The 13,981-nt window shown below is 58.8% G+C and carries 15 protein-coding genes; 7 read left to right on the top strand and 8 right to left on the bottom strand.

The window, feature by feature from the left end; translation table 11 throughout:
- Nucleotides 1-4 precede the first annotated feature (4 nt).
- Nucleotides 5-655: a class I SAM-dependent methyltransferase gene (locus OHL22_RS22225; RefSeq protein WP_263341989.1), complete on the bottom strand. Its 651-nt coding sequence runs from the start codon at nt 653-655 to the stop codon at nt 5-7.
- Between the two features lies 1 nt (nt 656).
- The gene (locus OHL22_RS22220) at nt 657-1,541 is read right to left on the bottom strand and encodes a hypothetical protein (protein WP_263341988.1); all 885 of its coding nucleotides are present in this window, start codon (nt 1,539-1,541) and stop codon (nt 657-659) included.
- A 138-nt stretch (nt 1,542-1,679) separates the two neighbouring features.
- On the opposite strand from OHL22_RS22220, the gene alaC reads away from it, so the two are divergent.
- Nucleotides 1,680-2,864 (top strand): alanine transaminase, encoded by a 1,185-nt coding sequence (gene alaC, locus OHL22_RS22215; RefSeq protein WP_263341987.1) that lies wholly within the window; start codon nt 1,680-1,682, stop codon nt 2,862-2,864.
- Between the two features lie 18 nt (nt 2,865-2,882).
- On the opposite strand, the gene OHL22_RS22210 is transcribed toward alaC, so the two are convergent.
- Entirely contained in the window at nt 2,883-4,391 is a 1,509-nt protein-coding gene (locus OHL22_RS22210) for a sulfatase-like hydrolase/transferase (protein WP_263341986.1), read from the bottom strand.
- A gap of 133 nt (nt 4,392-4,524) precedes the next feature.
- On the opposite strand from OHL22_RS22210, the gene OHL22_RS22205 reads away from it, so the two are divergent.
- Together OHL22_RS22205 and OHL22_RS22200 are read left to right on the top strand one after the other, a co-directional pair.
- Nucleotides 4,525-5,262, top strand: a complete 738-nt coding sequence (locus tag OHL22_RS22205) for a hypothetical protein (protein ID WP_263341985.1) — start codon at nt 4,525-4,527, stop codon at nt 5,260-5,262.
- 89 nt (nt 5,263-5,351) lie between these two features.
- Nucleotides 5,352-6,158, top strand: coding sequence for a carotenoid biosynthesis protein (locus OHL22_RS22200; RefSeq protein WP_263341984.1), 807 nt, complete (start codon nt 5,352-5,354; stop codon nt 6,156-6,158).
- Here the strand turns inward: OHL22_RS22200 and OHL22_RS22195 are convergent.
- On the bottom strand, nt 6,148-6,978 hold the full coding sequence (locus tag OHL22_RS22195) for a protein-L-isoaspartate O-methyltransferase family protein (protein ID WP_263341983.1): 831 nt from the start codon (nt 6,976-6,978) through the stop codon (nt 6,148-6,150). The genes OHL22_RS22200 and OHL22_RS22195 overlap by 11 nt on opposite strands.
- Before the next feature lie 144 nt (nt 6,979-7,122).
- On the opposite strand from OHL22_RS22195, the gene OHL22_RS22190 reads away from it, so the two are divergent.
- Nucleotides 7,123-7,347, top strand: coding sequence for a DUF433 domain-containing protein (locus OHL22_RS22190; protein ID WP_263341982.1), 225 nt, complete (start codon nt 7,123-7,125; stop codon nt 7,345-7,347).
- A 45-nt stretch (nt 7,348-7,392) separates the two neighbouring features.
- On the opposite strand, the gene OHL22_RS22185 is transcribed toward OHL22_RS22190, so the two are convergent.
- From OHL22_RS22185 to OHL22_RS22175, 3 genes are all read right to left on the bottom strand, one after another.
- The gene (locus tag OHL22_RS22185) at nt 7,393-7,773 is read right to left on the bottom strand and encodes a hypothetical protein (protein WP_263341981.1); all 381 of its coding nucleotides are present in this window, start codon (nt 7,771-7,773) and stop codon (nt 7,393-7,395) included.
- A gap of 81 nt (nt 7,774-7,854) precedes the next feature.
- Nucleotides 7,855-9,945, bottom strand: coding sequence for an NAD-dependent DNA ligase LigA (gene ligA, locus OHL22_RS22180; protein WP_263341979.1), 2,091 nt, complete (start codon nt 9,943-9,945; stop codon nt 7,855-7,857).
- Between the two features lie 30 nt (nt 9,946-9,975).
- Nucleotides 9,976-10,371, bottom strand: a complete 396-nt coding sequence (locus OHL22_RS22175; RefSeq protein WP_263341978.1) for a DUF120 domain-containing protein — start codon at nt 10,369-10,371, stop codon at nt 9,976-9,978.
- Between the two features lie 86 nt (nt 10,372-10,457).
- Here OHL22_RS22175 and OHL22_RS22170 point away from each other — a divergent pair, with 86 nt between their 5' ends.
- From OHL22_RS22170 to OHL22_RS22160, 3 genes are all read left to right on the top strand, one after another.
- A complete protein-coding gene (locus tag OHL22_RS22170; RefSeq protein ID WP_263341977.1) occupies nt 10,458-10,940 on the top strand; it encodes a GNAT family N-acetyltransferase in 483 nt (160 codons plus the stop codon).
- 115 nt (nt 10,941-11,055) lie between these two features.
- Entirely contained in the window at nt 11,056-11,568 is a 513-nt protein-coding gene (locus OHL22_RS22165) for an NINE protein (protein WP_263341976.1), read from the top strand.
- A 110-nt stretch (nt 11,569-11,678) separates the two neighbouring features.
- Complete coding sequence (locus OHL22_RS22160) at nt 11,679-12,938, top strand: hypothetical protein (RefSeq protein ID WP_263341975.1); 1,260 nt, start codon at nt 11,679-11,681, stop codon at nt 12,936-12,938.
- A gap of 25 nt (nt 12,939-12,963) precedes the next feature.
- On the opposite strand, the gene OHL22_RS22155 is transcribed toward OHL22_RS22160, so the two are convergent.
- Nucleotides 12,964-13,896, bottom strand: coding sequence for a hypothetical protein (locus OHL22_RS22155; RefSeq protein WP_263341974.1), 933 nt, complete (start codon nt 13,894-13,896; stop codon nt 12,964-12,966).
- Nucleotides 13,897-13,981: the final 85 nt, after the last annotated feature.

Below are 13,981 nucleotides of genomic sequence, written 5' to 3'. Positions count from 1 at the left end.
GGCATCAGGAAACCCGCTGCCAGAGCTGGCTGCTGAGGAGGCCGCGAAGCTGCGGAATTTGCGATTGGAGTGACCAGCCAGAGGCAGTGAGAGCTGAGGGATAGCCGGGGAGGGATTGTTGGCGGAGGCCGGTTAACAGGCGAAAGGCGCGGTAGAGGAGCCAGACGAGTGGGGCTGCGGCGAAATGACCGAAGGCGGTGGATGGAATGGCGAATTCGGAGATGATCCAGAGGGCGTTGGGGGCTAACACCGGGGTTAGGCGATGGGCGATGGCGGCGATTTCTTCGGTGGAGAGGCAATCGAGGAAGAAGTGTGTGCAGACAAGGTCATAGCGGAGTGCGGACGGGTCAGGTGCCCACTGACGCAGGTCGGCGGTCTGTGTGGTGAGGCGGCTGATGCTGGGGGAGCAGCGCTTGCGGAGCGCGGCGAGCATGGCGGGGCTCGCATCGATGGCGGTTACGTGTATCGCCGGATTGAAGCGCAAGAGGGCGGCGGTGAAGCGGCCGTCTCCGTCGCCAAGAATGAGGGCGTTTCGGCAGTGCTCGAGATGAGGAAGGAAATGGGTGCGGCAACGATGCAGGAATGGGCCGAAGGTGAGGTATTCAAGCCAGCGGTAGATGAGGGCGAGGCGATTGAAGTTGGGGGCCTTGGACATCTCAGGCAAATGGCAGAAGAGCTAGCGGGGTAAGGAGGACGAGATCGGCGGCGATGCGGAGGGAGAGCGGGGTGAGGCGGTCGCGGAACTGGTCGAGGAGCCCGATGAGCGCGGCACTGATGGTGGCCATGACGAGGAGTGCGGCGACGCGGGGCGCATGCAGGAAAGCCGCCGCAATGGCAATGACGAATGCGGCGGTGGCTAGGCGGTAAGCGAGTTTGTGGATGCCGGTCGCGGTCTGGATGAAGGAGGTTTCCCAGGTTTCGATGGCGTGGCAATTGAGCCAGGCTAAAGCGATGAAGATCACGGCAGGGAGGAGGAGGAGTTCGTAGTGAGAGGAAACGCGTGTGAAAGCGGGGGCTGCACAGGCGAGGGTGAAGACGAGGGCGACGAGCAATTCTTTGGGCAGGAGGGTACGACGCCGGCGGTTGGATGAGTGGCTGGGTGAGTGGATAGAGCCGAAGTAGGCTACGGTGGCGATGGCGAGAGCTGAATCGCGCTCCTGGGCGTGGAAGGGCATGAAGCGCAGGACGAGGATGAGGGCGGCACAGCCGGCAAAGATGGCGATGGGGAGCAGGAGTTTGCGGTTACGCCAGTGAAAATGATGACGTTCGCGGAGAGAGCCGGATTTGTAAAGTCCGAAGATACTGCGGTGGACTCTTCGGGTATCCATAAGGCGGTCGCCAATGTAGCAGGCCCAGGCGGAGAGGCTGACGACGATGGGAAGCCAGAGCGGCAGACGAACGTGCACGACCCATGCAAAGACGAGGGTCCAGACAAAAGCGACGGTTGGGGCGTCGAGGCTGGTGAGGTGCCAGAGGCGCAGGGGCGCTGGTGCGTCTATCTGCAGCCGTACGCATGGCTGAGGAGTGGACAGAGTAGCCACACTTCTATTGTACGGTCTGCTCGGGTAGACGCCTACTGCCGCGGATTCCTAGTGCGGTGTTCGAGAATGGGTTCGGGAGGGAGGCTGTTTGCGGTTGCGGCGGGGGTAAAGAGTCTGAGGCGCGGCTATGATTATTGAATGGAAGAGTTCACACGGATTCGCCGTCTGCCCGCGTATGTGTTCAACATCACCGGGGAGATGAAGGTGGCCGCGCGGCGGCGTGGCGAAGACATCATTGACTTTGGCATGGGCAACCCGGACGGGGCGACGCCAAAGCATATTCTCGACAAGCTGGTGGAGTCGGCGCAGAAGCCGGTGACGCATCGCTACTCTGTGTCGCGCGGACTGCCGCGGCTGCGTAAGGCAATCGCTCACTGGTACGGCACACGGTACGGCGTGGATCTCGATCCAGACAAGGAAACGATTGTCACGATTGGGTCGAAGGAAGGCATCTCGCATCTGTGCCTGGCAATTTTGGACTCGAACGACACAGTGGTGGTGCCGAATCCGAGCTATCCGATTCACATATACGGCCCGGCGATTGCAGGCGCGCATGTAGTGAGCGTGCCGATCCACAACCAGGAGCAGTTTCTGGCGGAGATCGAAAACCTGATTCCGCGGATGATGCCGCGGCCCAAGGCGCTGATCGTTAACTTTCCGTCGAATCCGACGACGGAGTGCGTGGAGCTGCCGTTTCTTGCCCGGCTGGTGGAGTTGGCGCGGGAGTTTGGTTTCTATCTGATTCACGACCTCGCGTATGCGGATATTGCATTTGATGGCTACAAGCCGCCTAGCGTGATGCAGGTGCCGGGTGCGAAGGATGTTGCCGTCGAGTTCTTTACGCTGTCGAAGAGCTACAACATGCCGGGATGGCGCGTCGGGTTCATGGTGGGCAATCCGGTGCTGGTGGGTGCGTTGGCGCGGCTTAAGAGCTACTTCGACTATGGAACGTTTACGCCGATCCAGGTGGCGTCGATATTGGCGCTGGATGGTCCGCAGGAGTGTGTGAAAGAGATCTGCGAGAACTATCGTAAACGCCGTGACGTGCTGGTGGACGGCCTCAACCGTGCGGGCTGGCACGTAACCTCGCCGAAAGCGACGATGTTTGTGTGGGCGCGGATTCCGGAGCAGTTCCGGCATCTGGGGTCGCTGGAGTTCAGCAAGCAATTGCTGACTGAGGCGAAGGTTGCCGTGAGTCCCGGAGTGGGCTTCGGCGAGTATGGTGACGGGCATGTGCGCTTTTCTCTGATCGAGAATGAAGAGCGGACGCGGCAGGCGCTTCGCGGCATCAAACAGATGCTGGCGCAGAAGATTTACGCATAACCCGCAGAGTGATGTGAATCATTTGGGCTTTGCACTTGATAACGCGCGTGGGATGAGCGCGATATAAGGAACATTGCTGGGAGAAAACTGATCGCGAAGAGTTGCGTTGGTGAATGGCGGCGCGTGGTCGCCGACCAGAATAAAGATGGTGGGATGCCCAGTGTCATCTGTGGCGAGTTTTGCTGCGGATTGTTGTAGCGTCGCAATGAGCTGATACCAGGAGCAAAGCTCAGGCTGCTGTAAAAGCGTCGGACTAAAGGCGCAGTTAGGCGGGCTATTGAGCGGGGCGGGTACAGTCACAGGCAGATGTGAGTTGAGCGTAACCCAGTAGATGAAATCGGGCTGTGAGTTGTGTTGGTCACTAGTGAGCCTGTGGGCGATCCATGCGGCGATGGCCGGGTCGCAGATGCCGCTGAAAGAACCTGCGCATGAGGGAAGGCCTGCTGTTTGGAGCTCTGGATTAAACCACATGGTTTGTATGCCCATGCGTTGGTACCAGTCGAGACGGTGGTAGAAGTTGCCGTCCATGCCATGGACGGAGATCACCTGATAACCAAGGGAGGCTAGGCGATGAGGCAGGCAGGAAGCCAGATCCTGCGCTGTGGCTTCAAGGATATGAAAGCCCATGTTACTGCCGCAGAGCTCGCGAGCCTCGGCGGTGACGGTTGAGCCTTGAAAGGGAACAGTGCCTTGAAAGATGGTGTAGCCGGTTCGGATTGCAGGCTGTTCAAAAGGCCGGGTGAGAGCGGCGCGGATTGCCGGATCGTTGGCTTTTCCCCAGGACTCGACAAGGATGAGGACGATGTTGGGCTGAGACGATGCGAGGCCGGAAGCGTGAAAGACCGTTGGATCGAGGATCTGTGCCGCGGCGCTTGGCATGAAGAAACCGACAGGGGCAGGTGCGACGATGGCGCGCGCCATACGGATACTGGAGATACGAGTAAGACGGTACTCTACCGGCAACGCAGCTGACTGGGACCAGTGCGATGGATGGAGTAGGCCGGGAAGATGGCCACTGCGGCATACGGCAGAGAGACAATCGATCAAAACAAAAACGGATCCAGTGAGGATCAGGCACAGTGCAATGTGTTGCTTGAGCCGACGTGGGCGCGGAGTGCGCAAAGCCCACGCAAGGGCGAGCGCAAGCAATAAGATGAAGGTAATAAAGATCATGTACCCCAGGCGGCCGGGTGGAAGATCGCTGAGAGCATTGAGATTGGTCAGGCATACGCGAACGGAGAGATAGTAGGTTTCGCTGACGCCCTGAAGTAAGTCAATGAAGAAAGCGAACAGAAAGAGGAATGGCGCGAAGACGCGCGGCAGATAAAGCGCGAGAATGCCGGCTGCGAGATAGTCGAGCGAGAGCCATCCATTGCGGAGAATACCCATCTGACGGGCCGCCAGAAGAAAAGGGATGTTGGCAAAAAGCGCGTAGAAGACGATATATGCGAATGCGCGAGGGTCTTTTTTCAGAGATGCGGGATTCTGGTCGGTATGACGAGTCGCATTGGCAGAGGATGAGCTCACGTTCGATGGGCGATACAAGAGACAGGTGATACAGCGGCAAAAAGGAACTTCTGGCATCTTAACGAATGAGTAGGTGGAAACGACGGAAACACGACGGACCGTCCATTGATACGGAAGAAGATTCGGAGGTGAGATGAAGATCTGGCAAAAGTTGGGCCTGATGACGCTGGCTGCGGTGCTTGTTGCTGGGGGCTATATCCTGTTTGTCCAGCATGAGCGGCATGTGTCGAATGCAGCGGCAACGAAGGCTGAAGCACCGAAGCCGGTTTCGGAAGACGATCTTTCGTATGTGAAGCAATACCTGTTTGCCACGTTTGACCAGGCCAAACAACTGGAAGGCACGACGGTATGGGTGAAGGCTGGATATTCGCTACCCTATTTTCCGTATGCGGGCGCGGTGGAGTGGTCGAAACCGCAGGGCGATCTGCCCGCGACGGAGAAGCTGCAAATCAAGAAGCTGATCAAGGCGGCCGTTCCAGCGAAGGTGGATGACCGTGTGGCGCATGGCAGCCGACAATATCTGGTGGTGTTCACAATGCCTGACGAAACGGGAAATGCCAAGCCGGGTGAGTTTGCAGCGCCGATCGGCTCGGCTGAGGGTGAGCAGGAGCAGATTGTTGCGGACCAGCTTTTTTATTACGACGATCCGAAGACGATCTACAGCCACTGGCCGAAAGATGTCTGGGATGCGGTGGCTGCGCATGAGCCCGAGGTGGGTATGAGCGAGGCGCAGACGCGCATGGCCGTGGGGATACTGATCGAGAGTGATTCGCAGGAGATTGGGAATCGCACGGTGACGTATCACGCGGGGCCGAAGACCTGGGTGGTGTCTTTCTCGAATGACAAGGCGACTTCGGTGAAGCAGGGTTAAAACCAAAGACAGCATTGCTGCCTGCGATCTGCTATGGTGAAAGCGATTCCTGAAGACATCTCTATTCCTGAAAGCATTGGGGAGCGCTTATGCACCGGTTAACGCGGGCGGTGGCGTGGGTCTTTTTTGCCGGCATCCTATACCTGATTCTGGCTGAGACGATGTGGCAGTGGGTACATTTGCCGACGCTTGGCAATGTTGGATTCACGCTAGTGTTTGTCGTCTTTGCGGTGGCGCACTGCGCGGTGCAGCATGGATGGCGGCGCACCGGCATTTTCTTTGCCGTGTCGGCGATCGTTTCGTACCTGATGGAAGAGGTTGGGGTGCGATCGGGGCTGGTGTTTGGCGCGTACCACTATGGCGATCTGCTGGGGCCGAAGCTGGGCCATGTGCCGGTGATCATTCCGCTGGCGTGGTTCATGATGATTTATCCCTCGTGGATGGTGGCGCGGGAGCTGCTGCGGGGAGTGGACGGCCGGGGGCTTGCCGGGGTGACGGCGATATCCATTGCAGCGGCTTTTGTGATGACCGGTTGGGATGTGGTGATGGATCCGGGCATGGCGGCGGGAGGCAACTGGATATGGGAAAAGGGTGGCGCGTACTTTGGCGTGCCGCGGCATAACTATCTGGGCTGGCTGCTGACGACGTTTCTTGTGTACTGGATCGTGGGTCTGTTGTGGAGGCGAGTGCGGCCTGTTGCTGGTGCTAACCGATTATTCGAGGCGCTGCCGGTGGTGGTATATGCCTTTTTTGCGGCGCGCTATGTGATTGGAAGCCGCATGCCCGCGATGCAGGTCATCGCGATGTTCTCGATGGGTTTGGCGGGCATGCTGGCGCTGATGCAGATCGGGCTTAATCCAAAGGGACGGCATGATTCGCAGGGGTTTACTGCGTAGCTAGCCACCAGCCGTTACCGGCCAGCCAGCAATTTGCAGCGGGTTCGCTGTTGCGGTGAAGGAAGCGGACGTTTTGCCAGTCGCGGTTGCGGAGGGCTTTGGAAAGCTGCTTTTCCAGCGCTTTGTCGCGTGCGCCCATGCAGGGGACGAAGGCGACTGGCATGAGGAAGCGGGCTGTGTAGACGCCGTCTTCTTTGCGCGTAATGAGGAGCATGGCTCCGTTGCCGTCGGGGCCGGTGAGTGGGAAGAGCAGGCGGCCTTCGATTTCCAAAGCATCGAGCCAGATGGAGAGTGGTTCTGTTGCGCCGGCGTTGATGTAGATCGCGTTGCAGGCGGGGATGGGCGAGATAGCGCCGCTTCGCGATTCGATGGCGGCATGCGGGAAGATCGCGAGGTTTTCTTTGGCGCGAGCGGCCAGGTCTGGCTCGATTTCGAAGGCGGTGACGTGGCCGGCTTCACCGACGAGTTTCGCGAGGAGGGTGGTGTAGTAGCCGGTGCCTGCTCCGATGTGGACTACTCGGTCACCGGGCTTGAGGCCGAGCGTGTGGATGCAGTAGGCGTGGAGCGTGGGTTGGCCGTTGTTGAGGCCGGGATGGTCGCCGCCTAGGGCTAAGACCGTGTCCTGGTAGATATAGGCGGGGTCTGCGGAGATGGTTTCGTAGTAGCCGCGCGGGGTGAAGACTCGCCACGGTGGCGGGGCTACGAATTGCTCGCGGGGTGTGGAGGCGAAGGCCGCTTCGATGGCGCTGCCAGGTGGGATGCCTGCATTGGCGGTGACCATGTGTGCGAAGAATTGGCGGAGTTCTGTGGGGCGGTCCATTTTCAGTGGGCAGGCTACAGTGAACAGTGGTCAGTGATCGGTAGCCAACGAGTGCACCTTGTTGGATGCCGTAAGTTCGTGATTTGGCCGTGATATCAACAGAGCTTATACTTACTTCAATCCGACTTGTTGGGATTTATCAGTATGGACTACACGCAGATCATCACGATTGAGCCGGGCAAGCGCAGCGGAAAGCCCTGTATTCGCGGGCTGCGCATTACGGTCTCCGATGTTCTGGAATATATGGCTGCGGGCATGACGCATGAAGAGATTCTGGCGGATTTTCCTGATCTGACGGAGATGGATTTGCGGGCGTGCCTGGCTTACGCAGCGGATCTTGCACGCAACACAGTGACGCTGTTTGTATAACGGTGCTGGTGATGAGAACCAATCGTTTCAATTCGCGATCGTAAATTAGAGATCTCCGTAGTATTCCTTCAGAAACTCATCCTCGATGTTTATCGCGGGTTCGCTAATGTGGATTTGCTCGGAAAAGTCATTTGCTTCAAAGCGAACTTGAAGCTGGAAACCATCTGCGACACGAATGAGTTCGCAGTTGCGAATATCTGGAAATCGAAAGCCCGAGCTTACTGTTTCTAGTTTGCCCTTAAAAAATTGAGCGAATTTTTTCAGCCCTCGGACGGCACATGGGCCAAAGTCGAATCGGCGCAATTCGTTTCCCACAGACAACACGATGTGAAAATCGTTGAAGCAGTCGTCTCCGTCATAATCAAGCCACTCGAACAGTAAATCCGAATCGCAGCCCTTTATCGAAATACTTGCCGAATTTTTCATGCAGCCAAAGTATAGGGCACTGGTCGTCGTCAGACACCAAGAGGGTAAGTTGAAATGCATTTCATAGATAAAATGCGATCTTCAAGATGTCTTGTCTAGCATTGCCAGCAATACGGCTTCGTCGATGATGGAGATATTAAGTTCCTGAGCTTTCGCAAGTTTGCTACCGGCTTCTTCGCCTGCCACTACGTAGTTCGTCTTCTTGCTGACGGAACCTGAGACTTTGCCGCCTGCGGCTTCGATGACCTCCTTCGCTTCTTCGCGGCTGAGGGTTGGGAAGGTGCCGGTTAGGACGAAGGTCAGGCCTTCGAGCTGGTTGGACTTCTGCTTCTTCTCCGCCGTCATCTTCAGGCCTAGCTCGGCGAAGCGTTTGACCAGTTCGCGGTTCTTTTCTATCGAGAAGAATTCGACGATCGAGGAGGCTACTTTGGGACCGATATCCTGCGTGCGCTGCAGGTCTTCCTGTGTTGCCTTTTCGAGGGCTTCCATGGAACCGAAGTCGGAGGCTAGCATTTCTGCAGTGCGTTCGCCGACGTGGCGGATGCCGAGGCCCATGAGCAGACGTGCTAAGCCGGCTTGTTTGGATCGCTCGATCTGGTCGAGGACGGACTGCGCGGACTTTTCGCCCATGCGTTCAAGAGAGAGAAGTTGCTCTTTGGTGAGGGTGTAGATGTCGGCGAGGGAGTGGATGAAGCCTGCGTTGAGAAGTTGCTGCGCGAGCACATCGCCCATGCCTTCGATGTTCATGACGCCGCGTGAGGCGAAGTAGAGTAAAGAACCCCAGATGCGCGCGGGGCAATCGACGTTCATGCAGTAGGTATCGACTTCGCCCTCGGTCTGCTGTGCCTCTGTGCCGCAGACGGGGCAGTGGGTAGGCATGACGAACGGCGCGGGGCCTTCGGGGTGTTCCGCATCGACAACGGCTTCGACGATGTTGGGGATGACATCTCCGGCGCGCTGGACGCGAGCGTAGCCTCCTGCGCGGATTCCGAGGCGCGCAACTTCGTCTGCATTGAAGAGGCCGACGTTGGTGATGGTAACACCGCCAACGACGACGGGATCGAGTACGGCCAGCGGCGTTAGCTTGCCGGTACGGCCGACGGTGACCTGGATCTCACGGATGCGAGCGACGACGGTACGTGCGGCAAACTTGTAGGCTATGGCCCAGCGCGGTGCGCGGCCCGTGTAGCCAAGGCGAGCCTGGGTTTCGCGCGAATCGACCTTGATGACGACGCCGTCGATTTCATAGGGCAGGCCTTCGCGGGTCTCTTCGACCTTGGTGAGGAAGCTGAGGATTTCGTCGACCGTGGTGTAGGTATCGCGGTGCGGGTTGACGCGGAAGCCGAGTGCTGTGAGGGTTTCGAGTGTGGCGTGCTGGCCGCCGGAGTAGTATTCGCCGTTGATGAGTAGAAAGTAGGAGTAGAAATCGAGACGACGCGAGGCGACGACCTTGGTGTCGAGGGTGCGGATGGTGCCGGCGGCGAAGTTGCGCGGGTTGGCCGCAGGATCAAGCCCTTCGCGGACGCGCTCTTCGTTGGCTTTCTTAAAGCTTTCAAGCGGCATCACGATTTCACCGCGGACTTCAAAGGCGATGTGTGCGCCGCTGTAGGGTTCGGCGGTGGTTTGCGTCAGTTCGAGATGAGATTTGTGGAGTTTTGATTCCGGGATGCTGAGGGGGACGCTGCGGATGGTGCGCACATTCGTGGTGACGTCTTCGCCGATGGCTCCGTCGCCGCGGGTGAGGCCGCGCAGCAGATGGGCATTGCCTTTGGCATCGAGCTGGTAGTGGAGGGCGAGGGATAGGCCGTCCATTTTGAGCTCGGTTACGTAACGGATGGGCAGGTTGCCCGCTAACTCGTGGACGCGGCGGTCCCAGTCGCGCAGCTCGGCTTCGCTGTTGGCGTTGTCGAGCGAGAGCATGGGGCGTGTGTGGGCGACCTTCTGGAAGCCTTCGGCAGGGCGCCCGCCGACCCGCTGCGTGGGTGAATCGGGTGTGAGGAGCTCGGGATGAGCCTCTTCGAGCGACTTGAGCTCGCGGAAGAGCTTGTCGTAGTCTGCGTCGGAGATTTCGGGCTTGTCGAGGACGTAGTAGAGGTATTCGTGATGGCGGAGCTGTTCGCGTAGCTCTTCGATGCGGGTTTCGGGTGCGCCGTCGTGCTGATTCACGGTCATGGGCCGGATTATAGCTAGGCGGACGGTGGGTCAGTCGTCCTGCGTGGGGTCATCGGGGAGATCGATTTCGACAAGTGAGCCGTCGGTGAGATGGAAGTGATCGCGCAGCTTCACGTCAGTCGCGATTTCGATGATGGTGCGGGGATGGTGGCCGCGGCCCTGTTCGTTGGCGTCGGTGCGGAGAAGGAACGAAGGCAGGCCGTTGATGCGGCAAGGGACGATGTTGATGGAGACCGTGCCGCCGTATTCCGCGCCTTCCAGGCGAATGACGTCTCCGGGAAGGGTGTAGGGCTGGTCGAGCTGCACGTTGAGTGTTCCGGGGAAAAGGTGCATGCCGGTCTTAGCTTCGTAGTGGTCGCGGAGCTTCTCGATCCAATACGAGAAGTTGCCCATGCCGGAGACAACGACGCCGCGCAGAATGGCCAAACGTGTTCTCCTTGTGCAGAGTGACGGTTTCCTTTGCTGGTTTGAACATAGCAGGGTAGCCGAAAGGCACGATAAGCGGGAGCGTTGTGGAAGACGTAGCGGAAGTTTCCGGATTTCGCGTGAGGTTTGCCGAGCCGCAGGACTGCGACCGGATAGCGGCTATGTGCGCTGCGTTATGGCCGGATGGAACGGTTGAGGAGCACAGACAGGAAGTGGCGGCGAAGCTTGCGGGTGAGGCTATAAGCACCCTGCCTGTTGTGATTCTGGTGGCGGAGCGGCAGGACCGCGGCCTGTGCGGATTTCTCGAAGTGGGTTTACGTTCGCATGCCGATGGCTGCGACGGCAGAAAGCCGGTGGGATTTCTGGAAGGATGGTTTGTCGAGGAAGACGCACGCCGTCATGGGGTGGGCAGCGCACTGGTCGCCGCGGCTGAGGCGTGGGCGCGGGAGCAGGGATGCGCGGAGATGGCGTCCGATACGTGGCTGGATGATGAGATGTCACAGCGCGCGCATGAGGCGCTGGGGTATGTTGTCGTGGATCGGTGTATTCACTATCGCAAGCTGTTGTGATTGCATCGCGATCAAATCCAGACAGGATTTATGGGGTAAATGAACTCGCGCGGCGCGTGCGTCGTATATAAACTTGTCAGGCCTTTCCGACCAGACACTTTCATGAGGTGATGCCATGGGCACGGCGCCATATCCGAATCAGCAGGTTATTTTTCAACAGCAGTATGAGGCGGTGCGCAAGGATGAGTTGATTGCGGTGCTGCTGGCGCTGTTTCTGGGCGGGTTTGGCGCTCACCACTTCTACATGGGCCGCATTGGGCTGGGTGTGCTGTACCTGGTGTTTTCGTGGACGGGAATTCCGTGGATTATCGGCTGGGTGGAGTGCTTTTTCATGCCGGGCCGGGTGCGGATGTACAACGCGGTGCAGGCAGCAGCCTTAGCGGCGGCGCTGGGCATTACGGTTCCTGGGTGGGCTGGATATCCGGGTTGGGTTGCGCCGGGATTCGCGGGTGCGCAGGGCTATGCCGCGGCGCCGGGATACGCAACGGCACCGGTACCCGGGGCGCCGATGGTGACACCTGCGCCAGGGGTGAGCGGCGAGACAACGCTGGTGGTCTGCTCTAACTGCCGCAATACCAATCCGCTAGGCTCACGGTTCTGCTCATCATGCGGACAGCCGTTGGGCTAACGGACCGAAATACGAAGATCTCGACGGTGGCTGTTCTACTTTGGGTTGATTGCGGTTAGGCATTTCCTCTGGGATAATGAGCTTCCGAGCCACACAACCCAGGAGATCCGTTGCGGGCAATTGCGACATCCCAGAAGAGCGTTGAACAGGTGAAGCGGCCGGCGACGATACTCGTTCTGCTTCTCCTGATTGCCGGAATTCTCGTGTTTCTCGCCATCCACTGGCGCTTCAGCTGGAAGGGCTGGTGGCTTGAGGATATTCCGATCTTTAAAAGTGCGGTTGGGGAGTGGCTTGCGGGCCGGTCGCCGTACTCGAGCCAGGTAGCTCCGCTGTATTACATCTATCCGCCGGTTTTCATCTTCGTCGCGGGCGGTTTTGTGCGGCTGCTTGGGCCGCATGTGGCGCTGGTGGTTTACCTGATTGCGCATTTTGCGGCTACGCTGGCGCTGCCGCTGGTGCTGGCGAAGTACATATTGCGGCAGCCATGGCTTACGCCCCTGATGGCGCTGCTGCTGTTCTTTGTCGGGCCGTTGTACATGGGCGAGGAAGCGCTGTTTTGCTGCAACGTGGCGACGCTGATCTATTGCACCGTCTTTATTGCAGCGGTGCCGGGAGTGCTCAGGAATCGCTGGGGATGGTTTTACCTCGCGGTGATTGCGGTAACGCTGACGAAGTTTACGCTGCTGCCTTTGCTGCTGCTGCCGGTGTTTGCAGGCAAGAAGCAGTGGGTGAAGAGCATCGCAACGGCCGTGATCGTTGGCGCGTTGTATGTCGTACAGAAGGCCGAGTGGCCGTCGCTCTACGCGGGTTATTTGTGGGCGGTGCGTCAGTGCATTGTGATTCCGGTGCACTATGGATTTGGAGTCTTTGGTGTGCTGGCGCACTATGTCGCGAAGTTCACCGGACGCGTGGGACTTGTGCCCTATGCGGTGCTGGGCCTGCTCGGGTTGGGATTGCTGGTCTCGCTGTTCCTGCTGCGGCGGCGCATGGATAAAGTCGAATATCCCGTCAACGACGACGTGTGGATTGGGATGATTATCTGCGCCATCTTCCTCATGAATCCGCGGCTGATGCAGTATGAGGCCGACATACCGGTCTTCTGCACCGTTCCTCTGCTGGTATATGCGTTCCGGGTGCGGCGCCCGCTGCTTTGCTGGGCAGCCGTATATCTGCCGGCTCTTGCGTTGCCGCTGGTGATGGCCAACGGGCGCATGTGGGGAGCTTACGGTACGTTCCTGATGATCGGCGCGTATGCGATGGCCTACCGGCGGATGTGGCGGGAGAGTGCAGAGGCCGGCGCTGAGCCTGTGTCTGAACCGATGGTGCAAAACAGCAAAAAGCTGGCGGCCCTCGGTGAGTCGCCAGCTTAGATTGCTTTGAAATGGTTGCAGCTACCTACATGTTGGCGTGGCCGGCGCGCATCTCTTCGTTGAATTGAGGCTTGGTGATGGCCAGCGCCTTCTGGAGCTTCTCGCGAAACTCATCGGCGCGGGCCATGAGCTGAGCGGTGGGAGCGGCATATTCTCCGTTGAGCGTGAGCAGGCCTTGTCCGGCTTCATCACCGGCCATGCGCAGCAAGTCGGCTTCCGTGGTGTTGAGGTACTGGGCATCGCGCGGATCGGCGATCCAGACGGGCTGGTTTTGACCGAGGACGCCGGAGAGCCAGTAGGTCTTGAGCAGCAGGAAGTCGAGGCGTGCTGCGTCATTGGTGTCGGTAAAGATGAACTTCTTTTGCCAGCGCGAGTAATAGCGGGTGGTGACGGGAACAGGCTGGCGGTTGCCGCTCTTCACGAACTCAAGCTGGCCCATATCGATGGTTTTGCGGATAGCGTTGTAGACGAAGGTCTCAGCATAGGGCTGCTCGGGCGCGGGCACAATCTCAGCGAAAGTGACGGTCATGGAGGCGGAGAGTTTGGCGTGCAGCGGAGAGCCGGTGCCGTCTTCGATGTAGGCCTCGCCATGGACGATGTAGGTGTCGGCGCCGGAGGTGGAGCGGTGAAACGGCCACTGGAATTTGCGGAAGGAGATCGGCAGGCCTTCAAGGGTCACGTACGTGTCGGGGCGCGGATTGCGCAGGCGCTTTGCCTCTTCCGCGAGGTGAGCCGTCATGGCAGGAAGCAGGTCAGGCTTGTTGAAATCGAATTGCTCGCTGAGCTCGAGGCGAAGGGTACGGCCTGCGACGGCATTGGCCGCGGGCGCGAGCTCGAATACGGCGGTGGGGTGGCCGTGGAAGTCCTTGCCCTCGATGGCGGAGACAAGCTGCAGGCCGGCTTTGGAGGCCGCAGCCTGGATGGAATCGGTGAGGGCGGTTTTGAGGGTGGAGGTCATGATTGGTCCTTCTAGATGCGTTCGCTTGGCGCTCTAAATGAATTTTACCTTTTTGAGCATGCGGCTCAGGCTGCGGCAGGCGTGC

This window comes from Acidicapsa dinghuensis (assembly GCF_025685685.1).
GTDB lineage: Bacteria > Acidobacteriota > Terriglobia > Terriglobales > Acidobacteriaceae > Acidicapsa > Acidicapsa dinghuensis.
The sequence above is the reverse complement of the archived record's forward strand: the minus strand, read 5'-3'. Positions and strand labels throughout refer to the sequence as shown.